Here is a 25,535-nt window from a genome sequence, read left to right as displayed (position 1 = left end):
TGCCTCTAGGGTCAACGAGGCTGCGATCAAAGACCATGGGGTCTGACTGGCTGACAAAAGATTCGGCGGCGGTACCGAGAAGCATGGTCTACGGTGGAGCCATCTGTTGTCGCACCAGATCGCCCAACACCGCCGGGGAAATGGGGCGACTGTACCAAAACCCCTGGAACCAAGTGACCTCTTCGTGGGCGAGGCAGGCGTATTGGTCTTCGGTTTCAACCCCTTCGACCACGGTCTTTAAGCCTAGGCTTTTGGCCATGGCGATAATGGCGCGCACAATGGCCAAATCGCCCTGATGGTCGGGCAAACCATCCACAAAGGACTTGTCGATTTTGATCACATTAAAAGGAAGGTGCTTGAGGTAGGCCAAGGAGGCGTAGCCCGTGCCAAAGTCGTCAATAGCAAGGGTAATACCCAGATCCATGAGGGTACGGAGGGTGGTGTCGATGTGGTCGTTGTAGTGCAGAAAAAAGGATTCCGTCACCTCTAGCTCAATCTGAGCCGGATGGATGCCGAAGTCGGCCATGGTATGGCGCACAACTTCAACTAAATCCCCCCGCTGAATTTGCAGACCACTGAGGTTAACGGCAATGCGGCCCAAACACAGCCCTTCCTCGCTCCACTGGTGAATTTGGCAACACACCTCCCGCAGCACCCAGGCCCCAATGTCGTAGATCAGCCCCGTGGCTTCGGCGAGGGGGATGAACTGTCCGGGTGAGACCTCTCCCCAAGCGGGATTGCGCCACCGCAGCAGGGCTTCGGCTCCGTCAATGCGTCCGGTGGAAAGATTGAGTTTGGGTTGATACAGCAGATAGAGTTCGTTTCGCTCTAGGGCGTGGCGCAGGGCTTCTTCTAGGGCCACCCGCTGGGATAAATCGGTCATCAAACCGGGGGTATAGAGGGCATGGCTCAGCCCCTGTTGCTTGGCCGCAGAAAGGGCCACCCCCGCTTTACGGACTAGGCTTTCGGCTTCGTGGCTGTCTTGGGGATAGCGGCTGATGCCAACCCGACAGGAGATACTGACCTCGCGATCCTCCTCAATGCCGCAGGGAGCGGAAATGCGCTGGATAATGTGATCCACCCAGGCCAGCCAATCGAGATCCGCTGAGGGATCGGCCAGGGCAATCACAAATTCTCCGGCCCCCCAGTAGGCGACGGTGTGGGGTTCGGTAAAGTCCTCGGCTAGGCGTTGGGCGATGTTGCGGAGCAGCACATCCCCGGCGGTTTGGCCCCAGGCGTCGTTGAAGTCTTTGAAGCGGTTGAGATCAATGCGTAGCAGAATGATCTGATGGTGCTGCTGCTGGGCATAGCCGATGGCCTGTTCGAGGCGCGTGATTAGGCGATGGCGGTTGGCCAGCCCGGTCAGGGCATCGAATTGGGTCTGCCAGATGAGGTGCTTGTGATAGTTCACCCGCTCGGTAATATCCGTCAACAGGGCCAAAATGGCGGGCCGATCCCCATAGCTCAAACTCTGAAAGCGCAACTCGACGGCACATTTCTGGGGCAGATCGAGATAGACTTCGTCGCAGGTGACGGCCCCTAGCCACCCCGTCGAATTTTGGATAGCCTGATCGACCCGTGGGCGATCCTCCGGGCAGACCAGCTTTAGCAGCGGATGCCCCAGCAGGGCCGTTAAGGGTTGCTGAAGCCAGTCGGTGAGGGTGCGGTTGGCCCAAGCAATGGTGCCCTCTTGCACCAGGGCAATGCCAATGGCAGCAGCATCGGCCAGCATGAAGTAGCGAGACTGCCACTCCTGGGAGTAGCGCCGCGCCCGCAGCAGGATGTTAATGCGGGCCACCAGTTCCCGCCGCTCGATGGGGGTGATGATAATTTCATCGACGATTTGCCACAGGTTGCGGGTGACATAGCCCAGGTTTTGCCGAGAGGACACCAGCAACAACGGTAGCAAGATGGGCTCGTGCGTGGCCTTACGCTGCCCCAGGGTTTGCCAATGGCGATCTAGAGCAATGCCGTCCAGAATGGCGAGGTCAAACTCGCTGGATTGTAGTCTTTGCTCTAGCGCCTCAGTACCCGGCTCTAGGCTGCACACCTGGTAGTAGGGGCTGAGCTGTTGGCTCAGCAGTTTGCTGTCTTGTGCCCCCGTAACGGCGATCAAAATCATCTCGTTGGATCGCTCCAGGGGCGGGGGATCAACGGTTTCCAAGGAATTAGTTACATTCGGCTGAAACTGGGTCATTCCCGGCTACTCCCCGCTTAGTCTTTCAGTAATGCGTTGATGAGGGCGGCGAGCTCGCGCATCACCAGGGGTTTGGTTAGGGTGCCCCGTGCCCCGTGGGCCATACTTTCCCGTTCTACCACGACACTTTGGCGGGGCGAAATAATTAAAAACGGAATGCCCAGCGCTTGCAGCCGTTCGCAGCGGCTCCATAATCCGGCATTGAGGCCCGCAATATCCAACAAGGCCAGACTGACGGCGGCTCCATCGTCCAGTAAGCCGTCTAAATCGTCGAGGTCGGTGGCCCCTTGGGCCGGATAGCCCTGCCGTTGAATAAACTCCACCAGCAGTTCGGTATTGCGGGGCAGGCTCGATAGCACCACCACGTAGGATGCGGGTTGCGTTCCATCCCCGGTGGGGGCTGTGGGGGTGGGTGGGGGCATGGCAAGGAGTCCTCGACAAAGGGCTTAGGAGTCGGCCTTGAGGTGGGGATTGCCTGTCAAAATACCGCGCAGATCGACCATGGGCGGCCCAACTTTGATGCCATAAAGGGTGATGGCAAAGGGCCGCAGCGTTTTTTCAAAGTCGCTCAGGCGTTTTTTTAGCACCCCAATCACCCGCTGCATCTGGCCGTCCATTTCCAAGTAGCGCATGAAGATAATATTGTCTGCCAAAAAGCTAATGCCGACCTCCGTGGGGCGAAAGTCTCCGGTGACGTATTCCACCTCGTTAGACAGCAGCGTAGTCACGCCCATGTTCGACAGGTAGCGGGAGAGGGCCAAAATCTCGCCGCTCATGTGCTTTTCGTCGGCGGTGCGGAAGGACTGGCGGTAGCCCATGGTGCTGTCAATCATCACCATGGTGGCCTGCTGAGTTTCCACCTCTTGGCGCACGATCCGGCTAAATTCGTTGGGGGTAAGCTGAAGCGGATCCACCTTTACCACCGAGAGGGTGCCCCGTTCCATCATGCGGCGGGCGGGCAGATTCACCTTATCGCAGCGAAGCAGCAAATTTTCCTGCTCTTCCTCAAAGGAGTAAATGACAGAGCGCTCCCCTCGGCCTGCGGCTTCTTTAATGAACTGCATCCCCAGGGTGGATTTACCCACCCCCGTTGGCCCGGTGATGATGGTGACGGTGCCGCGTTCTAGACCGCCGTGGAGCAGTTCATCCAGTTCGGGCACGCCAGAGGATAGGGATTCGACCAAAACCTTGCGACTATGGGCACGGGGCCGCAACAGGGGAAACACCTCCGCCCCTCGGCTGCTCAACCGCAGGGAATGCACGCCGTTTTGAAACTCGCTGCCCCGATATTTCGACACCTGGAGCGTCCGTTCATGCTGGTTGAACTCTAGGTTAATGACGGCATCGCACATAAACCGCAGGTCGTCATCGGGGGCTTCGGGGCTGGCCTCGGAGGTGAACATCACCGTGGCGGGTTGGTCGTTGCCCTGGGTCAGAAATCGCAGGAAGGACAGGGCTTGCTTATGGAACTGAAAGGCGTCGGCACTGAGATAGCGCAGTTGGGTAATGGCATCCACCATAATCCGCTGGGGGCGGTGGGCTTCAATGGCCTGAATGATGGTTTGGGTGGTGGGCACGCGCTCCACCTCAGCGGGGGAAAAGATATCATAGGATTCATCCGCCATGAAGAAATCCTTGCTGGGGCTGAGATCCAGCACCTGCACCGTCGATAAGTCCAGCCCCATCGACTGGGCATCCTGACGAATTTGATCCTCCGGTTGGCCCAGGGTAATCATAAAGGTGCGCTCTCCAGCCTTGGCCCCCGCCGCCAAAAAGTGGAGGCCGATGGTAGTTTTGCCCGTGCCAGGGCCACCCCGCACCAAGTAAGTACGGTTAGGTACTAGACCTCCGTCCAAAATTTCGTCTAGCCCATCAATGCCCGTAGACTGGCGAATCACGCCATGATTGGTCATGCCATACTCCCGATGCTGCCACCCTACCCCCGCCTAGGATAGGTAAGATAGGTTCGCTTACTATGGTAAACCTGCGCTATCCTCCAGCCCGATAAAATCAGCATATCTTCACCCCCTAGCACCAACCTTGGGCGATTTTTGGGCCATGCGCCCCTCTCTGCCCCCGCCACGGCCCGAAAGCTATCCCCCGGTTGTCATCTCGCCAAAACACCCGCTCAAACCGCCCCCGTGGCACCGTATTAAGATAGGTAAAATTAAGATCATTAAACGAGAGGTATCCCATCCCACTGGGCTCTCGGTTTCCCTTAGTCAAGGCACTAGGGGGATGTTCTGTGTGCCGTTTCCCCTACTCCCCCATCCCTAACCCTACCCGTAGCCCTATGGCCTTTTCCTCCGTCACCCGTGCGCTGCAACGTTCTACCCTCACCACAGAACTGCTGGGCAAGCTGGATCAGCAGGGCAGTTTGCACCTCAACGGGGCGGCGCGGTTGCCCAAGGGATTGGTGTCTTCGGCCCTAGCCCAGGCCAAGGATCGGCCCCTGCTGGTGATCACTGCCACCCTGGAGGAAGCCGGACGCTGGGCCACCCAACTGGAGGCGATGGGCTGGGACACGGTGCATTTCTACCCCACCTCGGAGGCTTCCCCCTACGACCCCTTTGACCAGGAATCGGAAATGACCTGGGGGCAGTTGCAAGTCCTCGCCGATCTGCTGGCCCTGCGGGGAGAGGACACCGCCCGCCGCATTGCCATCGTGGCGACAGAACGCGCCCTTCAGCCTCACCTACCCCCTGTTGATGCGCTGGAACCCTACTGTCTGCGGCTGCAACTGGGTCAGGAAGTCAACTTCAAAGCTCTAGGCCAGCAACTCGCCAAACTGGGCTACGAGCGAGTCCAGGTGGTGGAAACCGAGGGCCAGTGGGCGCAGCGGGGGGACATTATTGATGTCTATCCCGTGGCGGCGGAACTGCCCGTGCGCTTGGAACTATTTGGCGATGAGTTGGAACGGATGCGGGAATTTGACCCCGCCAGCCAGCGCTCCCTCGATGCCATTGATTATCTCGTCCTCACCCCCACCCAGTATGGCCCGGTGATTTTGGAAGCCCTACGGGAACAGGGCCACTTGGAGGGGCTTTTTTCCGCCGCTGCCCTCGAAGGACTCAACGACGGCATCGTTCCCGAAGGCACCCGCCGCTGGCTGGGGTTGGCCTTTGACAGTCCGGCCTCGCTGCTGAACTACTTACCCGAAAACACCCTCCTCGCCATCGATGAAGTGGATCAGTGCCAAGCCCACGGTGATCGGTGGGTGGAGCATGTGGAGGAGCATTGGCAGGAGGTGGGGAGTCGGGAGTCGGGAGTCGGGAGTCGGGAGTCGGAGTTAGAGGAAATTCAAAGTTCAAAAGGCAAAGTTCAAAGTTTGCCGAAGATTCATCGGGCTTTTGGGGATACTCTGGCGGATGCGGAAGTCTTCCCTCGTCTGTTTTTGTCGGAGCTGACGGAGGTGAACCACGGTGGGCTGAATTTGGCCAGTCGTCCGGTGCCAGCGATTCCGCACCAGTTTGGCAAGCTGGCGGAGACGATTCGGCAGGAGTGCGACCGCAAGCATGCGGTGTGGCTGGTGTCGGCGCAGCCCTCGCGGTCGGTGGCGTTGTTGCAGGAGCACGATTGTCCGGCGCAGTTTATCCCCAACCCCAGGGACTACAACGCCATCGACAAGCTCCAGGGGCAGCGGGTGCCCGTGGCGGTGAAGTATTCTGGCCTCGCGGAGCTAGAGGGCTTTGTGTTGCCCACCTTCCGCATTGCCGTTGTGACCGACCGGGAATTTTTTGGGCAGCATACTCTGGCTACGGGCGGCTATGTGCGCAAGCGGCGGCGGGCGGCCTCCAAGCAGGTAGACCCCAACAAGATGAAGCCGGGGGATTTTGTGGTGCATCGCAGCCACGGCATCGGCAAGTTCATCAAGCTAGAAAGCCTCACCCTCAACCACGAAACCCGCGATTACCTGGTGATCCAGTACGCCGATGGGCTGCTGCGGGTGGCGGCGGATTCCGTGGGTTCCCTGTCTCGCTATCGGGCAGCGACGGGGCAGGCTCCGGTGCTCAACAAAATGACCAGTTCCGCCTGGGAGAAAACCAAGGGCAAGGCCAAAAAGGCGATCCAAAAGGTGGCGGTGGATCTGCTCCAACTCTACGCTCAGCGGGCCAAGCAGGAGGGCTTTTCCTTTCCGGCGGATATGCCCTGGCAGCAGGAATTGGAGGACTCTTTCCCTTACCAGGCCACGCCCGACCAACTCAAGGCGGTGCAGGACGTGAAGCGCGACATGGAAAGCGACCGTCCCATGGATCGCCTCGTCTGCGGCGATGTGGGCTTTGGCAAAACCGAGGTGGCCCTCCGCGCCATTTTCAAGGCCGTCACCGCTGGCAAACAGGTGGCTCTGCTGGCTCCCACCACCATCCTTACCCAACAACACTACCACACCCTGAAGGAACGCTTCGCCCCCTACCCGATCCAGGTGGGCCTGCTCAACCGTTTCCGCACCCAGTCCGAGAAAAAAGACATCCTGCAACGGCTGAAAACCGGGGAACTGGATATCGTCGTCGGCACCCACCAACTGCTGGGCAAGGGCATCGATTTCAAGAGCCTGGGCCTGCTCGTCGTCGATGAAGAACAGCGGTTTGGGGTGAACCAAAAAGAGCGAATCAAATCCCTCAAAACCCAGGTGGATGTGCTCACCCTCAGCGCCACCCCCATCCCGCGCACCCTCTACATGGCCCTCTCCGGCGTGCGCGAAATGAGCCTGATCACCACGCCGCCCCCGTCCCGTCGCCCGATCAAAACTCACCTTTCTCCCCTCGATCCCGAAGCCATCCGCACTGCCATTCGCCAGGAGCTAGACCGGGGTGGCCAGGTGTTCTACGTGGTGCCCAGGGTGGAAGGCATCGAGGATGTGTCCGCCAAAATTCGCGAAATGGTGCCCGCTGCCCGCATTGCCGTCGCCCACGGCCAAATGGACGAAGGCGAACTGGAATCCACCATGCTCACCTTCAGCAACGGCGACGCGGAAATCCTGCTCTGCACCACCATCATCGAATCCGGCCTCGATATTCCCCGCGTCAACACCATCCTGGTGGAAGATGCCCACCGCTTCGGCCTCTCCCAGCTCTACCAACTGCGCGGACGAGTGGGACGGGCCGGAATCCAAGCCCACGCCTGGTTGTTCTACCCCAAAAAAGCCCTCTCCGACAAAGCCCGCCAGCGGCTCCGCGCCATCCAAGAATTCACCCAACTCGGCTCCGGCTACCAACTGGCCATGCGGGATATGGAAATTCGCGGCGTCGGCAACCTGCTGGGCGTGGAACAATCCGGCCAGATGGATGCCATCGGCTTCGACCTCTACATGGACATGCTGGAGGAAGCCATCGCCGAAATTCGCGGCCAGGACATCCCCCAAGTCGAAGACACCCAGGTCGATCTCAACGTCACCGCCTTTGTCCCCAACAACTACATCCCCGACCTCGAACAAAAGATGAGCGCCTACCGCAGCCTCGCCGCCGCCAACAGCAAGGTAGAACTGATGCAAATCGCCGCCGACCTCAGCGACCGCTATGGCCCCATCCCCCACGCCACCGAACAACTGGTGCGAATGCTGGAACTTAAACTGGTCGCCAAGGCCGCTGGCATCGCCCGCATCAAACCCGAAGGCAAACAGCACGTCATCCTAGAAACCCCCATGGAAGGCCCCGCCTGGAAAAAGCTCAGCGAAAACCTGCCCAGCCACCTCCAATCTCGCTTCGTCTACGGCAGCGGCAAAATCGTCGTGCGCGGTTTGGGTGCCCTCAAACCCGAAAAACAACTCGAAAGCCTGACCGAATGGCTGGGGCTTTTGCAGGAGGCAATACCAGAGCCACTGGCGAGTTAAAGCCGTTGGAATTCGTCCCATGAGCTAAGTCATGAGTGGTATTGAACGTCAGATTACCCTCGATACCAGGCACATCGCCAAGCACTTGCCGGACACGCCCCAGGTGCAGCGGTTGCTACGCCGAGGCAGGGCTGCCCACATTTTTAAGAATGCAGCCACAATGGAAAGCGTAGCCGAAGCCATCAAGGCCAGAGGTGAGTTCACAGGAAACATTCGAGGGTATGAGCGCTATGGCTTATTTTTTACGGAAGCCATTGGTTATCGCATCAGCCCCAACGATGGTTCAAGTACTCCGTTATTCTATGGAGAGGTGAAAATTGATGCAGAAAATCGATACCACGTCATCCCCCGCACTCGCCCCAGCCAAGACTGAGTGGGACTTTGTTGAGGTATGGATCGACCCATTGCTGTCCCCACCTTACCTTTTGTTGTTGATGGGTGAACCTTCTGGCAGTTGTCGCATCCATGATCCCGCTGATGGCTACAAGGTTGTCTTTAGCAGCGCTACCTACGACGAAGCCCAAACCTGGCTGTTAGAAGATGAGTACGAACCTGTTGAGGGGCGGTTAACTGAATCAGAGATATAGTTGTTGTATCTCGTGTTGGGCTAAATCTATGAACGATACGCTAACCATTACACTGCCCCCAGACATCCAAGCCATGCTAGTTACGATGACGCAAGCTGAGGGGCTTTCCCCAGAAAGCGTGGCTCAATCGGCTATTCGCGACTATCTGTTCATCCATCAATTCAGATCGCTACGTTCCCAACTGCTGCAAAAAGCTCAAACAGAATATACAGATGACGACATTTTTGAACTGGTGTCATGAAGCTGGTAATTGACACAAATGTCTTGATCGCTGCGTTCATCGCCAAAGGTGTTTGTCATCGCCTAGTCGAGCATTGTCTACGTTCTCATCAGGTGATCGCATCTGATTTCATTCTTCAAGAGCTGCATAGAAATTTGACGCAAAAGTTCAACCTCTCTGATGAAGACTCCCAATCTATTAGAATACTTTTACAAAATAGAGTCCAGATCGTTAAACCGATTCCCTTCACCTCTCAGATCTGTCGAGACGCTGATGATGACAACGTTTTAGGAACAGCAATTGCTGGTAATGCTGTTTGTATTGTTACTGGCGATAAGGATCTGTTGTCGCTCAACCCTTTTCAATCGGTTGACATCCTTTCGCCTGCGGAATTTGCGGCCTACGAAGAACGTCTATGGTCTGGCTAAAATCAAATTTTCTTTCGGCCTACTCACCAGTGCGTTGGAAGTATGGATGAAACACCTTCTAACCCCATGCCGATTTGTGACAATAATTTGCAGCCAGAGTATCGCTTTGACTATCAAAAAGCAAAGCCTAATCGTTTTGCTGTTGGAAATTCTGTAGAAAAGCTCAAGGTTGTTGTTTTAGATGATGATGTAGCCCAGGTATTTACGACTCCTAAAGCCGTTAACAAAGCGCTTAGGGCGTTGATTGAAGCGATGCCACAACCACAATAGACAACCAGATGCAGAACATCGATATCACGTCATCCCCCGCCCTCGCCCCAGCCAAGCTGATTGACTGACAAAACTTGCGAAAACCTACATTCGTCAAAGGGTCAGAAAACCTGACCCCTACATGAATCCAATGCGGTAGGGGCGCGGTTTTCGCGCCCGAAGCAGAATCTTTTGTCAGTCAACCAGCCAGCCAAGACTGAGTAGGACTTCATTGAAGTCTGAGGGCATCCATAACGACCTCTGCCCCACATCACAGGTCAAAGTGCCCTCGTTATGTCCTGTCGAGCTAGAGTTTGACCACTTGCCCGGTTTGGGCGGCGGTGGCGATGGCATTGGCCACTCGCAGGCTGTAAACGCTTTCTGCAGGGGTGAGATATAGAGGGGTGCCTTGGCAGAGGTGATCTAACACGGCGCGGGTATCGGCGGCTAACAAACCTCGGCGAGACCCAATTTCGAGAGGTGTGGTGCCCTCAGCGGTGATCACCTGACCTGTGTCGCCGTCGATGTGGATTTGGCCCTGGGTGCCGATGACCTCCAGCCGTCGCGTCGCCTGCCAAATGGCTTCTCCTTTGCCGTAGAGCAGTTCCCCTTGAACGCCCGATTGAAAGGTGATTTGCGCCGCACAGAGGTTGGTGCGATAGCGGGGTAAGGTGTCAGGATTCTCTGACCAGCCGTCATATTGGTTTTGACCCGATACCTGGGCTACAGGGCCAAAGGCATCCACCAGGCGATGGACACGGGAGAGGGCACCCACCAGGGGAAACCCAAACAAATCGGGTTGATAGGTCCACCGATCTGGGGCGGGACGCTGGGGCGAAAGGGTGACGTAGCGGACATGGAGCGGGATACCAAGGGCGGATAGGTTGGCCTTGAGGGCTTGATGATTGCCGCTTAAAACCTCGATGTGCTCCACATGGAGCAGGCGCTGTTGCTGTTGGGCCAGGGTTACTAAGCGTTCGGCCTCACGCCAGTCTAGGGCGAGGGGATACTCTACCACCACATGTCGCCCTGCCTCCAGGGCTGCGCGCACCACCATCCCGTGGTCGCAATTCACGTGGCTGACTATAATCACCTCCAGATCTGGCCAGGAGATGAGGCTGGGCCAGTCTGCCACGGCGGTAGCCCTGTGAGTTTGGGCAAAGGTCTGGGTATCCTCTGGATGGTGCCCTGTCACCGCGACCAGTCGCCCCCGTCCATCCACCGCCAAGGCTTCTGCCCGCCGCTGAGCAACGAAGCCCGTTCCTACCATGCCAATGTTAATCGCCACCTGCCCATTGTCTCCCGTGAAGGTTTACCAAGTTTTCACAGTGGCTCACCTAATTCCTCCAGAAGTATATTTCCCTAGCGATGAATGCTATAACCCCTCTCCGAAACGGGGAATAATTAAGTTAAGGTGGCACTAGCCGCCCGCCTTGGCCCCCCACGATAGAGTCACTGGGTCGAATGAGCTACTGTATCAATCCCGATTGTCCTCAGCCCAAAAACCCGCCCACCCAGGTGCAATGTCAAGCCTGTGGGGCATCGTTGCTGCTGCGTAGTCGCTATCGGGTGCTGCGGGCCTTGGGGCGCGGCGGTTTTGGGGCTACCTTCCTGGCGCGGGACGAAATGCTACCGGGCAAACCCCCCTGCGTCATTAAGCAACTGCGCCCCGCCACCGACTCCCAGCAGCTCATTGATATGGCGCGGGATCTGTTTCAGCGGGAGGCCAAAATTCTTGGCAAAATTGGTAGCCACCCCCAACTGCCCCGCCTGCTCGATTATTTTGAAATGGATCAGGAATTTTTCCTGGTGCAAGAATTTATCAATGGGGCCACTCTCCAGCAGGAAGTTAAGCGGGGTGGCCCCTTCACTGAGGCCGGGGTCAAGCAGTTCCTCAGCGAAATTTTGGGGATGATTCAGTTTGTCCATTCCAACCACGTCATCCACCGAGACATCAAACCTGCCAACATCATTCGCCGCGACCAAGACAAAAAGCTGGTGCTGATTGACTTTGGAGCCGTCAAAGATAAGGTCAACCCTGTGCAGGCCGCTAGCTCCGAGCAAACGGCCCTCACCGCCTATGCCATCGGCACTCCGGGCTATGCCCCGCCCGAACAAATGGCCATGCGCCCGGTCTATGCCAGCGATATCTACGCCCTGGGCGTCACCTGCATTTATCTGCTCTCCGGCAAAGCCCCCAAGGATCTCAACTATGACCCGATGACGGGGGAACTGCTCTGGCGCGACAAAGTCCACGTCAGCGACCACTTTGCTAAGGTGCTGGAGAAAATGCTGGAGATTTCTGTGCGCCACCGCTACCAATCGGCGGAGGCGGTGCTGCGGGATCTGGATCTAGAGCCCTACCTGATGAGCCTCGCTCAAAATATGGCTACCCCCACCCAACCGAAGGACGTCAACAAGGATGTTACGGGTGGCCACAATGGACGACTAGGGGCTAAATCTCCAGAGCCGACCCCCTCGAGCTACGACCACAACTCCCCCGCCTCTTCAGCGGCCCGCCTTGCCGCGGCCATTCGCGCCCGCCGAGAACGGGCCAGTAGCAGTCAGGCTGATGCGCCCTCCGCTGGCAACAGCAGCTATGGCGGATATACCGCTTCCCGGTCTGCCGCCTCGCGATCTGCCGCTGACCGGGGGCCATCCTCAGCGGCCCGTCCAGCCCGCCTGCAAATGACCTCAGAGGAGGTGAAGCAAAAGTATGCCAAGGGGCGGCGTGATTTTTCCTCCCAAACCTTCCGCGCTCTGGATGTGCAGCGGGCAGCTTTGACTGATATCAACTTCAACCAAGCTAAGTTGATTAACGCCAACTTTCAGGGGGCTGACCTCAGCAACGCCAACTTTGGCCGAGCCAGCTTGCCCAAGGCCAACCTTCGTAACGCTAAGCTCGTCAAAGCTTACTTTCACAACGCCAACTTGGAGGGATCCGATTTGCGGGGGGCTAACCTGGCCCAGGCTTGCCTATCGAATGCCAATCTACGAGGGGTTAACCTCTGTGGAGCTGATCTCACGGGAGCCCTGATCACCGATGAGCAACTCGCCACCGCCCGCACCAACTGGTCTACAGTGCTGCCCAATGGCCGTCGGGGGATCCTCTAGAGATCCGATGGTCGAGGCACCCGGTCGGTGGTATTAAAGGCCCGAAAGTGCCCTATGGTAATAAGGCAGACTTAGGGTAGTGCAAGGGCCATGGCGAACGCACAGGGAGTTATCCATCGCGGGCAGCGGATAGTGGCGTTGTTAGCAATGATTGTCTTGACCTGGGCCGTGGTGGGCTGTGCCAAACCCACGGAGCCCACGGCGTTGCTGGCGGAACCCACGGAAGCGCCGCACCTGCTGGCAGGCCCCATTGCCGAGGTGTCGCCACCGGAAACCCTAGACACCCTCAAGCAAATCATTGATGCCTACACCCCCCAGGTACGGATCCTCAGCCCCCGACCGGGGGAAGTGGTGGAGAATGCCACGGTGTCGGTGCGGTTTCAGGTGCGCGGCTTGCCTCTGTTTAAAGACAAAACCTGGCAGCTTGGCCCCCACCTCCACGTATTCCTAGACGACCAGCCTTACCAAGCCGTCTACGATGCCTCGGAAGCCTTGATCCTGGAAGACCTAGCTCCCGGCACCCACACCCTGCGCGTCTTTGCCTCTCGCCCCTGGCACGAAAGCTTTAAAAATGAAGGAGCCTTTGACCAGCGCACCTTCCACATCTTTGCCCCCACTCCTCAAAACGAAGTCAACGCCAGCGCCCCCCTGCTGACCTACAGCCGCCCCCAGGGCACCTACGGGGCCGAGCCAATCATGCTGGACTTCTACCTTACCAATGCCCCCCTGCACCTCAGCGCCCAGGCCGATTCCAAGGACGATATTCACGACTGGCGGATTCGCTGCACCGTCAACGGCCAAAGCTTTGTGTTTGACCAATGGCAGCCCATTTACCTGAAAGGCTTCCAGCCCGGTCAAAACTGGGTGCAGCTAGAACTAATTGACGAAACCGGACGCCCCATTGACAATCGCTTCAACAACACTGTCCGCATTATCGACTACCAGCCCGGCGGCACCGATACCCTGTCTCGCCTGGTGCGCGGCGAGCTAGACTTCAAGGCCGTCGCCAGCATTATCGACCCCACCTACACGCCGCCCGCGCCGGAGCCCATTGATGAGGCCATGAATGAAGCTGATGCGCCTGCTTCTACTGTGCCGCCAACGTCCCCAGCGCCAACGATTGCCGCCCCTGCCAGCAAGACCAAGGCCCAAGACCAACCCACCCCAGCGCCAACGGATCCTAGCGACTCCGCCTTAGACGCGGCTGACCCGGATGAATCTGCCCTCAACGCCCCTGAGATCAGTGAACCTGGCCTAGGATCGGAGGATCGTGACAAGACCGATCTCGAAGCTACTGATCTCAAAACTACTGATATCGAAACCACGGATCTCGAAACCTCCAGCCCAGACGAAGCTAACCTTAAAGCGTCCGAGGCAGAGGTAAAAACCGAGGAGTCTCCCATTTTCGCCCCTGCCCCAGAGGTCGAAGATCGAGGGGGCAACGTTAACGCTAGCCAGCCCACCCCGAAAGCGGATCCTCAACCCGATACGGAGATACCCCCTAATAGCGAACCCGTCCCAGCATTGGATCCGTTTGCTTCGGAAGATTCCCAAGGGCAGACCTCACCCACCCAAACGCAAACCCAGGCCTCCCCATCTCAGATGACGATGCCCCCAGCATCGCCCATGGAGCGGGGCAAGGGAATGATGAAGCGCTGGAAAAATTGGGCTCAACAGCAGACCCTACCCGGATTTGGTGACGATCAGCCAGCAGTTACCCCAGATCCGCCCCCCATTCCGGTGTATGAGGTGCCTGCTACAACGGATATGTCGCCAGCACCCGCAGAGGAAGCGGATCCTAGCGAAGCCGACCCCAACGGAGCCGATGAACAGCGCATGGTGATGCCAGAGCTCATTGAGCCCTACCTCACCCAGCCCTACATGACCGAGCCGCGTCTCGATTTCCAGCCCTTAGAACCAGAAGACATGGGCGAATCCAGCCCCTCTGACCGGGGGGAAGCCCCCGCCGATTCCGAACCCGCTGATCGCCCCCAACCCGACCTGCGGAAACGGCCCTACATCTAATGCCAAATCCGAAGCCATAGCCCCGCTTCCCAAAGAATGGGACTGTAGGGCGCGGCCCGCCTACGCGGCGACAACCCCACATAGGAACCCCCTAATCCACTCGGTTCGCCGCAATGCCCCCCAGGAGAATTAGGGGTTTCAACGTAGGGTTTAGTAGAACCTCAGCTCAGATAAGGGCCAAGACCAGATGAATAGAGCCCGTTGGCGATCCGCTGACGCTGGATTCTTGAGTCAGTGCTGGATTGTGAAATGTTTATGGATTTTTGATAAGCACTGAGCTGGGACACTCTAAAGCAAATCCAAAGTTTTACCGCTCTCCAAAGACTTGGGTTTTAGGATGCCATAGACGGCGACCCTATTTTTTAGTAGTCGCGTTAAATTCCGTTTCCCATCCTGCGCCTCCCCTGCGGAGATCGGCTATGCAACAAATTCCGGCCCCCTTTTGGACTCTCGTGATTGGGGTAGTAGTGACCCTAATCAGCCTTTGGTATGGGCAAAATAATCACCTTCTACCCGTTCAAGCTTCAGAACAAGCGCCCCTAGTGGATGACTTTTTTAACGTCATGGTCACTATCGGCACGGCCCTGTTCATTGTGGTGCAGGGTGCCATTATCTATTCGCTCATTCGCTTTCGCCGCCGCAAAGGGGACGACACCGACGGCCTTCCCATTGAGGGCAACCTGCCCCTAGAAGCCTTTTGGACGGCTATTCCCGCCATCATTGTGGTGGGGTTGGGGCTCTATAGCGTGGTGGTGTTTCAAGATATGGGCGGCTTTGCCCCCGGTGGCCATCACCACGGCGGCATGATGATGGCCCAAGCGCCCCAGCACGAAATGGCCGATGTGGGTTCGCCCATGCTGGCCCAGGCAGAAGAGGGCAAAACCCGCCAGGTCTACGGCTTTGGGGCATCGCCTATGGTGGAGGGCAATATCCCTGACCTGACGGTGAATGTGACCGGAATGCAGTACGCCTGGATTTTCCGCTACCCCGACACGGGCATTGTGGACGGTGAACTCCATGTTCCCATTGGCCAGGATGTGCAACTGCTCATCGAAGCCCAGGATGTGATCCATTCCTTCTGGGTGCCCCAATTCCGTCTCAAGCAGGATGCCCTGCCCGGTCAGCCCGCTGAACTGCGCTTTGTGGCCACCAAAGAAGGCACCTATCCCGTCGTCTGCGCCGAACTCTGTGGAGCCTACCACGGCGGCATGAGAACCCAGGTGATCGTCCATTCCCTCGAAGACTACGCTGCTTGGGAAGCCAGTCGCGTCGCCGCCCTGCCTGGTTCTGCCGAAACGGTGGCCTTCAACTCTGCCCCTCGCACCGATGCCGAATACCTGGCCCAAATCGCCCAAGACATCCCCATCGAAGCGGCCCAAATCGCCCAACTAGCCCCAACCCTCAAACCGTAGGGTGCATAACGCCCAGGCGAGGCTAACGCCAACGCGGCGCAAGGCACCGCTAAAGCAAGGCACTAAAGCAAGACACCACTCAGAAACTTCACTCAATCTAACCAACCCAACCTTCCAAAGACGTTTTTAACCAACCCCCTTTATGGCGCAAGCAGACCTTTCCTTTAACAGTCCTGTGGCTCCCCACGGACATCCCGATAAGTGGAAGTGGTACCACTACTTCACCTTTAATGTGGATCACAAGGTAATTGGGATTCAGTACCTCGTCACCTCCTTTTTGTTTTATTTGGTCGGCGGCTTTATGGCCGTCATGCTGCGGACAGAATTGGCCACGCCGGATTCAGATTTCCTCAGCCCCGAACTCTACAACGCCTTTTTGACCAACCACGGCACCATCATGATCTTTCTGTGGATTGTGCCCGCCGCCATTGGGGGATTTGGCAATTACTTAATTCCCCTGATGATTGGGGCGCGGGATATGGCTTTCCCGAAACTGAACGCCATCGCCTTTTGGCTGAATCCTCCCGCTGGGGCGCTGTTATTAGGCAGCTTCTACTTCGGCGGTGCCCAGGCAGGCTGGACATCCTACCCGCCCCTGAGCGAAATTACCGCCAACGCCGCCCAAACCCTGTGGATTTTGGCGATTGTGCTGGTGGGAACTTCCTCTATTTTGGGTTCCGTCAACTTCTTGATTACCATCTGGAAAATGCGCGTCCCCAGCATGAAGTGGGATCAAATTCCCCTATTCTGCTGGGCCATGGTGGCGACGTCTATTTTGGCCCTGTTTTCCACCCCCGTCCTCGCCGCTGGGCTGATTCTGCTGCTGTTTGATATCAACTTTGGCACCTCCTTCTTCAAACCCGATGCGGGCGGCGATGTGGTGGTGTATCAGCACCTCTTCTGGTTCTATTCTCACCCGGCGGTTTATCTGATGATTCTGCCCATCTTCGGCATCATGTCGGAGGTGATTCCCGTCCATGCCCGTAAGCCGATTTTTGGGTATAAGGCGATTGCCTATTCCTCGCTCACCATCTGCTTTGTGGGCCTGTTTGTGTGGGTTCACCACATGTTTACCAGCGGTACGCCCCCCTGGATGCGGATTTTCTTCACCATTTCCACGCTGATTGTGGCCGTACCCACAGGCATCAAAATCTTTAGCTGGGTTGCCACCCTTTGGGGCGGAAAAATTCGCTACACCACGGCCATGCTATTCGCCGTTGGTCTGTTGTCGATGTTCGTGTTTGGGGGCCTCAGCGGCGTCACCCTCGGCACCGCTCCCTTTGATATCCATGTCCACGATACCTACTACGTGGTTGGCCATTTTCACTACGTGCTCTTTGGCGGTTCGGTGTTTGGGATTTACTCAGCGGTCTACCACTGGTTCCCCAAAATTACCGGACGAATGCTGAACGAAAAACTGGGCCAAGTTCACTTTGTCCTCACCTTCATCGGCACCATCCTCACCTTCACCCCCATGCACGCCTTGGGAATGCAGGGAATGCCCCGCCGAGTGGCCATGTATGACGCCCAATTCACCGACCTGAATCAGCTCGTTACGGTAGGCGCTTATATCCTTGCGGTGTCGGTAATTCCCTTCTACAGCAATGTGCTGTGGAGTTGGAATAAAGGCGAAGAAGCTGGCGATAATCCTTGGAACGCGCTGACCTTGGAATGGACAACCGCTTCACCCCCGATCATCGAAAATTGGGAAGTGCTACCCGTTGTCACCCACGGCCCCTACGAGTATGGCCACGAACCTGAAAAGGAATTAGAAACAGCCTCTTAGCGTAAACGTAGGGTGGGCAATGCCCACCTTTTCCTGTCCCTTTTTCACCCAATTTCCTATGCAAGGCACTATCGATTCAGCCACGCCCGCCGTTGCCCATGAGGAGCACCAAGATCTTCGGGTTCTGGGATTACTGACCTTTCTGGCCTCAGAATTTCTCATGTTTGCCGGATTCTTTGCGGTGTTTCTGGTGTTCCGCAGCTCCATCGCGGAATGGCCCCCCAAAGAAACCGAGGTGGAACTGCTATTGCCTGCGGTGAACACCTTCATTCTGGTGTCCAGTAGTTTGGTGATTAACCTCGGTACCAAGGCTATTAAGAAAAATGACCTGGCCAAAATGCGGCTCTGGTTTGGCGTCACGGCAGCGATGGGAGCCGTCTTTTTAGTAGGTCAGGTCTATGAATATATGACCCTGGGCTATGGCCTCAAAACCAATCTATTTAGCAACTGCTTCTACCTGATGACGGGCTTTCACGGAGTCCATGTGTTCATTGGGTTACTGCTGATCTTGGGCGTTCTGTGGCGGTCTCGGCGGGCTGGGCACTACAGCGACGTGACCCACACCGGGCCGGAAATGGCGGAAATCTACTGGCACTTTGTGGATGTGGTGTGGATTGTGCTGTTCACCCTGATCTACCTGCTAACGCTGGTGTAACTGGCAAGGGTTGCAAGCTGAGGAAAATCTGGCATCCCGTCCATGGCATGGCCCATGGAGCCTGAGCGGGAATGCCTGAGATAGCGACGCTGTCCTGGAAGATCTATCGACCGGGACAGTTTTTTATGGAATGAATGGGTATGGTGCAGATTTTGGGCGGTGACTAGGGGGCGGTGTGCCAACCTAGCTACAGGCACAAGGGGGGATGTTCGGTCTTCCACCCCCGTGCAAAATACGGACAAGCCCCACGGGGTTTGGTGAGAGGAGTTACAGCCATGGCGAGATCGGGTCTAGATCCAATCGCGCTGTGCTGTTTGTGAACGGTGCTCGTAGCGCCACGATAGAACGGCGTCATTGTAGAAAGAATAAGTCATCCTATGTTCTCTACTTGGTCTGTCCCCCTCAGAACTTCCAAGCCAGCGGTTAGCCCCAGCGAGCTAACCAACTCAGAACTGGTGGCCCTTTGTCAGCAGCGCCTCCGTCCTGACCGGGTGGCCTTTGCCGAACTGCTGCGCCGCTACCAGGGCCATGTGGACAAGCTGCTCTACCACCTTGCCCCCGACTGGGCCGACCGGGCCGACCTCTCCCAGGAGGTTTGGATTCGGGTCTACCGCAACATTAGACGGCTGAACGAACCCGCCAAGTTTAAGGGCTGGCTAGGCCGCATCACCACCAACCTGTTCTACGACGAGCTGCGCCGCCGCAAGCGTTCTCGCGGCACCCTATCCCTGGATGCCCCCCTCAACCTAGAGGATGGATCCGTGGAGTGGGATGTTCCCGCTGCCGACCCCGGCCCGGTAGATACCCTGATGACCCAAGAGTTTTACACCCAGCTTCACCAGGCCATCGCCGATCTGCCCGAAGTCTTCCGTACCGCCATTGTGCTCCGGGAAATCCAGGGCTTGGCCTACGAGGAAATTGCGGAGATTACCAACGTTTCCCTCGGCACCGTCAAGTCTCGTATTGCCCGTGCCCGTCAGCGCCTTCAGGTAGACTTGCAGCCCTACCTTGGTAGCGAGTAAGAACTGAGCGGGCTAGGCTTTACTCCAACCGCCACGGCCTGTTCAATCTCTGCGCCTACCAGCCCAAGTAGCCCTAAGTAGCAGACTAGGCCATCTGCGATATCGCCGCAGACTGGCCCTTGTTTCAGGGCGCTAAAAGCCCGCCGCCCCTAATTAGAGTGCCCCATCTGATGTCCAAAAATCAGATGGGGGTAGGATGCCTTGGAATGGCGCAACCCTAGAGGATCTTGTCCATGCCGTAGATCAGCGATTTGAGGGGCATCACTCGGCGGATGCAGAGCAGCACCCCCGGCATAAAGCTGGCCCGGTCGCTGGTGTCGTGGCGGAGGGTGTAGAGTTGGCCCGGTGCGCCAAAGAGGATTTCTTGGTGGGCAATCAGGCCGGGGAGCCGCACGCTGTGGATGTGGATACCCTCCGGGGTGGCCCCGCCCCTCGAACCGGGCAGGGTTTCGGTTTCCTTCACCAGGGGCGCATTGAAGGACTTTTGGGCTTCGGCCAGCATTTGGGCCGTTTGTACTGCGGTGCCGCTAGGGGCGTCAGCCTTTTGGTTGTGGTGCAGTTCAATGATTTCCACATGGTCGAAGTATTGCGCCGCCTGCTGCGCCGCCTGCTGCATCAACACCACACCAATGGAGAAGTTGGGGATGATCAAACATCCGGTGCTGGCCTTGTCGGCAAACTCGGCTAGATCGCGGATTTGCGCGGGGCTGAGCCCCGTTGTGCCCACCACGGGGCGCACCCCGTAGGCAATCGCTGCCCGCACCGACTCATACACGGTATCAGGATGGGTGAAGTCCACCATGACCGCCTGCCCTTCGCTTTGGGCGGCGACTAGGGTGGCCTCCAAGTCGTTCATGACGGGCACTTCTAGGGGCCGAAAGCCAATCACCTCGCCAATGTCTTGGCCAAGGATGTCGGGCTTTTTGTCGATGGCCCCCACCAGGGTCATATCCTCGGCTTGGGCCACCGCTTTAATCACCTCGCGGCCCATTTTGCCGCAGGCTCCGTTGACAACAACGGGAATTGTGGTTGGGGTTGTCATAGGGGTTTAGATTTTGTCGGCCAGAGATTTGAGGTATTCGGTGTTAACGCCGGATTCGCGGGGGAGGGCAATTTTTCCGGTGCGGGCAATTTCGCGCAGACCAAAGCGGTTGAGCATTTGCAGGATGGCCACAATTTTGCCCGGATCGCCCACCACTTCTAGGGTGAGGGTGTCTTCGGAAACATCCACCACCCTGGCCCGGAAAATCTGCGCTAGGTCAATTACTTCGGAGCGGTTGGCGCTGGTGGCGCTCACCTTCAGCAGCACCAGTTCGCGCTCGACGCAGGGGGTGTAGGTGATGTCGTTGACCTTGATCACGTTGATCAGCTTGTAGAGCTGTTTGGTGAGTTGCTCAATCACCTGCTCATCCCCCGGCACCACCATGGTGATGCGGGACACGCCAGACTTTTCCGCTGGGCCAACCGCCAGACTTTCGATGTTGAAGCCTCGACGGGCAAACAGCCCCGCAATGCGGGTGAGAACGCCCGCCTCATCTTCCACCAGCACAGAGAGGGTGTGCTTGATGGCCTGGGGGGCAGCGGGGGCGGTGACGGGGAGAGCGGCAGTGTTCACCATAGGACAGGGAAGGGAATTCGCTAGGGTTGAGATTGGAAAACTGGCGATGGACGGGGGAAGCCATCGAGGCTTGGCTCTGACCCAACTGGCTGTAGGGATAGACAGGGTTGGGCAGCTTCCGCAAACCATCATCATACCCCGAAATCCTGGCCCCTTCGGCAACCGTAACCATGGCTTACATGGGATTTGACATAGAGTAGGGACAATTTTCGCCGTGGCAAGCCAAAGACCTCGCCCATTGGGGGTAGCGAGGCCATGGGAACCCCGACAGCGACCTAGCCCTCTAGCTTGCCCCCCACAAAGGGAGTGCTCCAGATCGTCCAGTTTTCTTTGTTGAAGGGGGATCGCCAGCGACGGATAAGATCGCTTTCGAGGCGCTGGCGGGCTCTGCGGTCGGCCTCGGCGTGGGGCCAAAAGCCAATGTTGACCGCCACGGGCAGGTCGTGGATGCGGTGGGCAGAGACGTAGCTCAGAATGTAGCGTTTGCAGTCGTGGACACCCTGCCAGCGCTGGTTCGATTTCACCGTTTCCCCCACATACAGCAGCAGCGGCACCTCATGATCCACCACAAAATACAGGGCCGGAACGCCCGCCTCCTGGAACTGACCGCGCCAAAATTCGGCATTCTGAGGCAGCAGCGTGAAGGGGTCGATGGTTTCGGCCATGGGGGGATCGATCTCAAACAAACAGCCCTGTTTTTCCGCTGGAGCCTGCTGCACCGACCGCTGGTAGTCCGCCACCCGTTGCTTCCACTGCTGCAATTCTGCGGGAGACATGGGTGTGCCCGACTCCCGGTTGTAGGCCCAGGAGACATCTGCGGCCCGGAGGTCGGATTGGGAGAGGAGGGAGGGTTGATCGGGGGCGGACATGGCGGAGTCGGGAGTCGGGAGTCGGGAGTCGGGAGTCGGGAATTGAGAACGGTTATTGCAGGGCTTGGGTGAGGGTTTCGGGGGCGGTGAGGGGGGAGTCGGCTTCGAGGGCGGCGACGTAGGCGGCAATGGCGTGGTCGCTGAAGCGGCGGCTGAGGATGCGCCAGGTGAGTCGCGATCCAAGCTGGATGGCCGTATCTACATGGGTAAACCCCTGCCATTCGCGGGGCACACGGGTGACAATATCCCAGCCGTAGATGAACCGCTGGCTGTTGGGCACCCGGCGATTATAGGACTCTACCTGGGCCTGGTTGCCAACGCGGGGTGCGCCAAAGGCGTTAACGATGAACCGGAGGTCGTTGGCGCGGCCAAAGTTGTATTGAAGATCGAGGGCCGCGATGGTGGCCAATGCACCGCCAAGGCTGTGCCCGGTGATGACCACTTCCTGCCCGGTGAAGGTGGCGAGGGTGTCTAGCACCTGATCGCGCACGGCAAAGTAGGCAGTCATAAAACCCTGGTGAAACCTAACGTCGGTGTTACCGTCGCCGTAGGGGTAGATTTGCTGGCGGAATTGGACGTTGTTCATCCAGTCGATGGATTTGTCGGTGCCGCGAAAGATGAGGTACACCCGGTCGCTGTTGAGCTTATTCAAGACCGCCGCCTGGGTATCGGTAAAGCCTTGATCCTGGCTTTGGATGAAGGTGGGTTCCACATCGGGATAGGCGGAAAAGCGCAGCCCGCTAAAGTCGCGGTAGATTTCCTCGCACAGACGGGCACAGGTGAGAGCCAAGGCATAGTCAACCATGGGGCGGACTCCTAACGTAGGGGCAAATCTAACATGCCGATTTTAGGGCCTGATCTCATGGGCCAACTCAGGGAGCTGGTACGGCCCACCAAGCGAGGCCATAGGGCTGGGCAGGTTGAGCATGGACTTGGCGCTGGTAGACCACCCTCAGCTTGTAGTATCCGGTTTCAGGAATTTGGTAAAACAGGTGCTCTACGCTGTCTACATCGCTTTCCGATGACCACAGGCTGGCACTGAGGTCGTCACTGTCGGCGGGTAGGAGGTAAAGGTCGAGGTCATTCAGGCCCCGATCTTGGAAGCTTTCTCCCAGGTCGTAGCGGCCATTGCGGTTACTGTCTACCAAATCCACCACCCGCTCCCAGGCCAAGGTGGCCGACAGGTAGCTGCCGCCCTGGAGCAATTCGGCAAACACATAGTCGTGGGCTTGGGCATTCGCCTGATCCACTTCACCTAAGTTCCAGCCCACAGTGGGAATGCGGTCTCCTGGCCCAAAGGATCCGGGCAAAAGCTGCTGGTAGGCGCGGTAGGCATTCAGGTGCCCGGTGCCAAGGTCGCGGTGGAGGGGAATTTTGGGGTCGCGGTAGGCATCAGAGTCAGTCCAGGGGCGGTTGTTGTTGTCTACCAAGGTGCGGGCCATACCCAGGCGGAGGCCATCGCCGCTGTCCTCCAGCTTGTCAGTGGAGTTCAGCAGGGCCGCCTTCATCACCATGGGGTGCCGTCCGTTGACCGACCAGTTATCGAGTCCGGCGCGAATCTGGCGATCCACCAACTGCTGCATCAGGGCAATGGTGCCCACCACATGGGGAGCCGCAAAGCTGGTGCCGCTGGAGATCCGTTGTCGTCCGTCGGGGTCAAACATTTCAATCTCGCTGCCGGGAGCCACAAGGCTGATGGATCGCCTCGCCCCCACATTAGTTTCAGGGTTGGGAGAGCGAGGAGATCGTACCGTGGGTTCGCTGCCCAGGTTAGCCGGATCCAACCGGGTGAAGCGGCCATTAACATCGCGGCGGGAGTAGGCAATGTTGAGGCCATTGAAGTTGTCTGTGGGAATGGGAATCCCCCCTCGGCCCTGGTTGCCCGCAATCACATAGAGCGCCCCATGCCGTCGCGATAGCCAATCAATGCACTGGGTCAGCAGCGCATTGCCATCCAGCACCGGATTAGCGCGAGGATCACGGCTGAGGGGTTCGCCAAAGCTGTAGTTCAAGGCCCGCACATCGCCGCCGTTTTGTTCGGCTACCGCCTGGGAAACCACGCATTGCTCTGGCTGGGCACTGCGGCTATTGTCCATACTGCCCACCGCCCCGGCGTAGAGCAGCGCCTCTGGGGCCACCCCGGTGAGGGTCTTGTCCTGGCTAATCATAACGCTGGCGACGTTAGCCGCATGGCCATCCACAAATTCGTTGGCGGTGGCCCACCGATCTAGCTGCAACACCCGCCAAACCGCCACAGGGGAGTTCATGAGCGTCCGCTTATCTAGCCCAAACTGCCCCGGACGGCCAATTTCTACCTGGCCAATGGCAATTTTTTCCCCGGTGAGGTGGTAGGGTGCGCCATGGAGCCGTCGGGCATCAATGCCCTCTGCCCCCACCGAGGTCAACAGCGCCCATCCCGGCTGGGCCAACAGACCGAGGCCACCCAGCGCTCCCAGCCCGATTTTGCCCCAAGCCGATCCACGCCGCCCCTGGCGAGAACGAGCCCCTGACGTGAGGCGGGAGATCATGCTGGCTCCCCGGCGCTGCTTGCCCATAGATAACCGTCCTAACCATTGATGACGTGGCGGGATCGCTCCCTGGGCAAACTCTATCGCAAAGGCACCGCCAGCGGCAGCAAATCCGCTGTCCTCCTTAAGATTTTCACTCAAAAGTCCTGCCAGTCTCTTTGTGAGGCAACACTGCCATAGAAGGCGTCAGAGGAAAGAGCAGCGCAGTCAGTTGCATTTCTGGATCAATTGAACGTACGGCCACATTTCACTGATATGGCGATCTTCTTGATCCTGTTAACATCCCTCTACCAAGGCCCGAAAGCGTTCGTTGTGGCGGATGGGGGCAACGTTCGGCGTAGGCAAAAACTAGAGCCTACCTATGTCTTGGCCAAGTAGCGAACGTTATGCAATCCCTCAAAGTCGTTATCTTGAGTCCAAACAATGGCATCGAACTTATAGGCTGTGGCAAGAATGATGCTGTCTGCCATTGGCAACTTGTTTTCTACGGAAAGCTTAGCAGCGTTGAGCGCTAATTCACGATCTAAATCAATCACTTGGCCTTGCAGCATAGCCCCCACAGCCCGCATCGCTTCATCTTCGCTGCGTCGAACCAGGATGTGCTTAAAGACCTCATACAAGCTAATTGTAGGCACAATTAAGCCGCTGATATCTTCAATCGCAGGGGCAAAAAAGTCTGCACTGGGTTCGTCGGCAAAATAGGCCAGCCAACCAGAGGAGTCAACCACGTTCTTCATAGTCGGTCGGTATCTCGGTCTAGGGTGGTTTCCATTCCTTTAAGAAAACCCCTGAGGGATCGCACTGGGCGAATGGGAATCAGTTCTATTCGGTCTTGATACCGCACAACCTGGAAGCGCTGCCCTTCAGAAAGCCCTAGGGACTGGCCCACCGCCGCTGGGATAGTGATTTGCAAATCTGCTGATACGGTAACAGATGCCATAGAAAGTGTTTGATTCATATCGTTATTCTCAATTCCTAATCTGTTCGCCCACTCA

The 25,535-nt window shown here is 57.6% G+C and carries 23 protein-coding genes; 12 read left to right on the top strand and 11 right to left on the bottom strand.

The genetic code is table 11. From position 1 onward, the window contains the following. Positions 1 to 88: 88 nt before the first annotated feature. The 3 genes from GFS31_RS08485 to GFS31_RS08475 are packed head-to-tail and all read right to left on the bottom strand — an operon-like array spanning position 89 to position 4,110. Entirely contained in the window at positions 89 to 2,197 is a 2,109-nt protein-coding gene (locus GFS31_RS08485; protein ID WP_198807745.1) for a putative bifunctional diguanylate cyclase/phosphodiesterase, read from the bottom strand. A 17-nt stretch (positions 2,198 to 2,214) separates the two neighbouring features. Continuing rightward, positions 2,215 to 2,619 carry a hypothetical protein gene (locus tag GFS31_RS08480; protein ID WP_198807744.1) on the bottom strand — a complete coding sequence of 135 codons (405 nt, stop codon included), beginning with the start codon at positions 2,617 to 2,619 and terminating at the stop codon, positions 2,215 to 2,217. 24 nt (positions 2,620 to 2,643) lie between these two features. Next, entirely contained in the window at positions 2,644 to 4,110 is a 1,467-nt protein-coding gene (locus GFS31_RS08475) for an ATPase domain-containing protein (RefSeq protein ID WP_198807743.1), read from the bottom strand. Positions 4,111 to 4,490: 380 nt separating this feature from the next. Between GFS31_RS08475 and mfd the strand changes: the two genes are divergently transcribed. The 6 genes from mfd to GFS31_RS08445 all read left to right on the top strand — a co-directional run bounded on the left by mfd (position 4,491) and on the right by GFS31_RS08445 (position 9,532). Beyond that, complete coding sequence (gene mfd, locus GFS31_RS08470) at positions 4,491 to 8,027, top strand: transcription-repair coupling factor (RefSeq protein ID WP_198807742.1); 3,537 nt, start codon at positions 4,491 to 4,493, stop codon at positions 8,025 to 8,027. A gap of 31 nt (positions 8,028 to 8,058) precedes the next feature. Next, on the top strand, positions 8,059 to 8,400 hold the full coding sequence (locus GFS31_RS08465) for a DUF6972 family protein (protein WP_198807741.1): 342 nt from the start codon (positions 8,059 to 8,061) through the stop codon (positions 8,398 to 8,400). A gap of 61 nt (positions 8,401 to 8,461) precedes the next feature. Further along, the gene (locus GFS31_RS21255) at positions 8,462 to 8,614 is read left to right on the top strand and encodes a hypothetical protein (RefSeq protein WP_263974925.1); all 153 of its coding nucleotides are present in this window, start codon (positions 8,462 to 8,464) and stop codon (positions 8,612 to 8,614) included. Between the two features lie 28 nt (positions 8,615 to 8,642). Beyond that, on the top strand, positions 8,643 to 8,855 hold the full coding sequence (locus tag GFS31_RS08455) for a hypothetical protein (RefSeq protein ID WP_198807739.1): 213 nt from the start codon (positions 8,643 to 8,645) through the stop codon (positions 8,853 to 8,855). Next, entirely contained in the window at positions 8,852 to 9,262 is a 411-nt protein-coding gene (locus GFS31_RS08450; protein WP_198807738.1) for a putative toxin-antitoxin system toxin component, PIN family, read from the top strand. The genes GFS31_RS08455 and GFS31_RS08450 overlap by 4 nt, the downstream gene beginning before the upstream one ends. 42 nt (positions 9,263 to 9,304) lie before the next feature. Next, on the top strand, positions 9,305 to 9,532 hold the full coding sequence (locus GFS31_RS08445) for a hypothetical protein (RefSeq protein ID WP_198807737.1): 228 nt from the start codon (positions 9,305 to 9,307) through the stop codon (positions 9,530 to 9,532). Positions 9,533 to 9,818: 286 nt separating this feature from the next. On the opposite strand, the gene GFS31_RS08440 is transcribed toward GFS31_RS08445, so the two are convergent. Further along, a complete protein-coding gene (locus tag GFS31_RS08440; RefSeq protein ID WP_263974924.1) occupies positions 9,819 to 10,799 on the bottom strand; it encodes a Gfo/Idh/MocA family protein in 981 nt (326 codons plus the stop codon). A gap of 176 nt (positions 10,800 to 10,975) precedes the next feature. On the opposite strand from GFS31_RS08440, the gene GFS31_RS08435 reads away from it, so the two are divergent. The 6 genes from GFS31_RS08435 (at position 10,976) to GFS31_RS08410 (ending at position 19,525) form a co-directional block, all read left to right on the top strand. Beyond that, positions 10,976 to 12,625 carry a serine/threonine-protein kinase gene (locus tag GFS31_RS08435; protein ID WP_198807736.1) on the top strand — a complete coding sequence of 550 codons (1,650 nt, stop codon included), beginning with the start codon at positions 10,976 to 10,978 and terminating at the stop codon, positions 12,623 to 12,625. A gap of 90 nt (positions 12,626 to 12,715) precedes the next feature. Next, the gene (locus tag GFS31_RS08430) at positions 12,716 to 14,650 is read left to right on the top strand and encodes a hypothetical protein (RefSeq protein WP_198807735.1); all 1,935 of its coding nucleotides are present in this window, start codon (positions 12,716 to 12,718) and stop codon (positions 14,648 to 14,650) included. Positions 14,651 to 15,069: 419 nt separating this feature from the next. Next, positions 15,070 to 16,062: a cytochrome c oxidase subunit II gene (locus GFS31_RS08425; protein WP_198807734.1), complete on the top strand. Its 993-nt coding sequence runs from the start codon at positions 15,070 to 15,072 to the stop codon at positions 16,060 to 16,062. A 142-nt stretch (positions 16,063 to 16,204) separates the two neighbouring features. Continuing rightward, entirely contained in the window at positions 16,205 to 17,848 is a 1,644-nt protein-coding gene (gene ctaD, locus GFS31_RS08420) for a cytochrome c oxidase subunit I (RefSeq protein WP_198807733.1), read from the top strand. A gap of 58 nt (positions 17,849 to 17,906) precedes the next feature. Beyond that, positions 17,907 to 18,503, top strand: coding sequence for a heme-copper oxidase subunit III (locus GFS31_RS08415; protein ID WP_198807732.1), 597 nt, complete (start codon positions 17,907 to 17,909; stop codon positions 18,501 to 18,503). A gap of 377 nt (positions 18,504 to 18,880) precedes the next feature. Further along, positions 18,881 to 19,525, top strand: coding sequence for a sigma-70 family RNA polymerase sigma factor (locus tag GFS31_RS08410; RefSeq protein WP_198807731.1), 645 nt, complete (start codon positions 18,881 to 18,883; stop codon positions 19,523 to 19,525). Between the two features lie 217 nt (positions 19,526 to 19,742). Here GFS31_RS08410 and dapB read toward each other — a convergent pair whose 3' ends face one another. The 7 genes from dapB to GFS31_RS08375 all read right to left on the bottom strand — a co-directional run bounded on the left by dapB (position 19,743) and on the right by GFS31_RS08375 (position 25,480). Then, positions 19,743 to 20,567 (bottom strand): 4-hydroxy-tetrahydrodipicolinate reductase, encoded by an 825-nt coding sequence (gene dapB / locus GFS31_RS08405; RefSeq protein ID WP_198807730.1) that lies wholly within the window; start codon positions 20,565 to 20,567, stop codon positions 19,743 to 19,745. A 6-nt stretch (positions 20,568 to 20,573) separates the two neighbouring features. After that, positions 20,574 to 21,143: an acetolactate synthase small subunit gene (ilvN, locus tag GFS31_RS08400; protein WP_410503862.1), complete on the bottom strand. Its 570-nt coding sequence runs from the start codon at positions 21,141 to 21,143 to the stop codon at positions 20,574 to 20,576. A 275-nt stretch (positions 21,144 to 21,418) separates the two neighbouring features. Beyond that, positions 21,419 to 22,012 carry a GIY-YIG nuclease family protein gene (locus tag GFS31_RS08395; RefSeq protein WP_198807729.1) on the bottom strand — a complete coding sequence of 198 codons (594 nt, stop codon included), beginning with the start codon at positions 22,010 to 22,012 and terminating at the stop codon, positions 21,419 to 21,421. A gap of 52 nt (positions 22,013 to 22,064) precedes the next feature. Next, on the bottom strand, positions 22,065 to 22,817 hold the full coding sequence (locus GFS31_RS08390) for a lipase family protein (protein ID WP_198807728.1): 753 nt from the start codon (positions 22,815 to 22,817) through the stop codon (positions 22,065 to 22,067). Positions 22,818 to 22,884: 67 nt separating this feature from the next. After that, entirely contained in the window at positions 22,885 to 24,567 is a 1,683-nt protein-coding gene (locus GFS31_RS08385) for a S8 family serine peptidase (RefSeq protein WP_225907623.1), read from the bottom strand. A 332-nt stretch (positions 24,568 to 24,899) separates the two neighbouring features. Next, a complete protein-coding gene (locus tag GFS31_RS08380) occupies positions 24,900 to 25,277 on the bottom strand; it encodes a type II toxin-antitoxin system VapC family toxin (protein ID WP_198807727.1) in 378 nt (125 codons plus the stop codon). Beyond that, the gene (locus tag GFS31_RS08375) at positions 25,274 to 25,480 is read right to left on the bottom strand and encodes an AbrB/MazE/SpoVT family DNA-binding domain-containing protein (RefSeq protein WP_198807726.1); all 207 of its coding nucleotides are present in this window, start codon (positions 25,478 to 25,480) and stop codon (positions 25,274 to 25,276) included. The genes GFS31_RS08380 and GFS31_RS08375 overlap by 4 nt, the downstream gene beginning before the upstream one ends. Between the last annotated feature and the right edge of the window lie 55 nt (positions 25,481 to 25,535).

It is taken from the genome of Leptolyngbya sp. BL0902 (assembly GCF_016403105.1).
Lineage (GTDB): Bacteria > Cyanobacteriota > Cyanobacteriia > Phormidesmidales > Phormidesmidaceae > Nodosilinea.
The sequence above is the reverse complement of the archived record's forward strand: the minus strand, read 5'-3'. Positions and strand labels throughout refer to the sequence as shown.

Coding starts and splice junctions, on each gene's coding strand:
- GFS31_RS08485 (WP_198807745.1), bottom strand. CDS start 2,197: ATGACCCAGTTTCAGCCGAATGTAACTAATTCCTTGGAAACCGTTGAT.
- GFS31_RS08480 (WP_198807744.1), bottom strand. CDS start 2,619: ATGCCCCCACCCACCCCCACAGCCCCCACCGGGGATGGAACGCAACCC.
- GFS31_RS08475 (WP_198807743.1), bottom strand. CDS start 4,110: ATGACCAATCATGGCGTGATTCGCCAGTCTACGGGCATTGATGGGCTA.
- mfd (WP_198807742.1), top strand. CDS start 4,491: ATGGCCTTTTCCTCCGTCACCCGTGCGCTGCAACGTTCTACCCTCACC.
- GFS31_RS08465 (WP_198807741.1), top strand. CDS start 8,059: ATGAGTGGTATTGAACGTCAGATTACCCTCGATACCAGGCACATCGCC.
- GFS31_RS21255 (WP_263974925.1), top strand. CDS start 8,462: ATGGGTGAACCTTCTGGCAGTTGTCGCATCCATGATCCCGCTGATGGC.
- GFS31_RS08455 (WP_198807739.1), top strand. CDS start 8,643: ATGAACGATACGCTAACCATTACACTGCCCCCAGACATCCAAGCCATG.
- GFS31_RS08450 (WP_198807738.1), top strand. CDS start 8,852: ATGAAGCTGGTAATTGACACAAATGTCTTGATCGCTGCGTTCATCGCC.
- GFS31_RS08445 (WP_198807737.1), top strand. CDS start 9,305: ATGGATGAAACACCTTCTAACCCCATGCCGATTTGTGACAATAATTTG.
- GFS31_RS08435 (WP_198807736.1), top strand. CDS start 10,976: ATGAGCTACTGTATCAATCCCGATTGTCCTCAGCCCAAAAACCCGCCC.
- GFS31_RS08430 (WP_198807735.1), top strand. CDS start 12,716: ATGGCGAACGCACAGGGAGTTATCCATCGCGGGCAGCGGATAGTGGCG.
- GFS31_RS08425 (WP_198807734.1), top strand. CDS start 15,070: ATGCAACAAATTCCGGCCCCCTTTTGGACTCTCGTGATTGGGGTAGTA.
- ctaD (WP_198807733.1), top strand. CDS start 16,205: ATGGCGCAAGCAGACCTTTCCTTTAACAGTCCTGTGGCTCCCCACGGA.
- GFS31_RS08415 (WP_198807732.1), top strand. CDS start 17,907: ATGCAAGGCACTATCGATTCAGCCACGCCCGCCGTTGCCCATGAGGAG.
- GFS31_RS08410 (WP_198807731.1), top strand. CDS start 18,881: ATGTTCTCTACTTGGTCTGTCCCCCTCAGAACTTCCAAGCCAGCGGTT.
- dapB (WP_198807730.1), bottom strand. CDS start 20,567: ATGACAACCCCAACCACAATTCCCGTTGTTGTCAACGGAGCCTGCGGC.
- ilvN (WP_410503862.1), bottom strand. CDS start 21,143: ATGGTGAACACTGCCGCTCTCCCCGTCACCGCCCCCGCTGCCCCCCAG.
- GFS31_RS08395 (WP_198807729.1), bottom strand. CDS start 22,012: ATGTCCGCCCCCGATCAACCCTCCCTCCTCTCCCAATCCGACCTCCGG.
- GFS31_RS08390 (WP_198807728.1), bottom strand. CDS start 22,817: ATGGTTGACTATGCCTTGGCTCTCACCTGTGCCCGTCTGTGCGAGGAA.
- GFS31_RS08385 (WP_225907623.1), bottom strand. CDS start 24,567: ATGGGCAAGCAGCGCCGGGGAGCCAGCATGATCTCCCGCCTCACGTCA.
- GFS31_RS08380 (WP_198807727.1), bottom strand. CDS start 25,277: ATGAAGAACGTGGTTGACTCCTCTGGTTGGCTGGCCTATTTTGCCGAC.
- GFS31_RS08375 (WP_198807726.1), bottom strand. CDS start 25,480: ATGGCATCTGTTACCGTATCAGCAGATTTGCAAATCACTATCCCAGCG.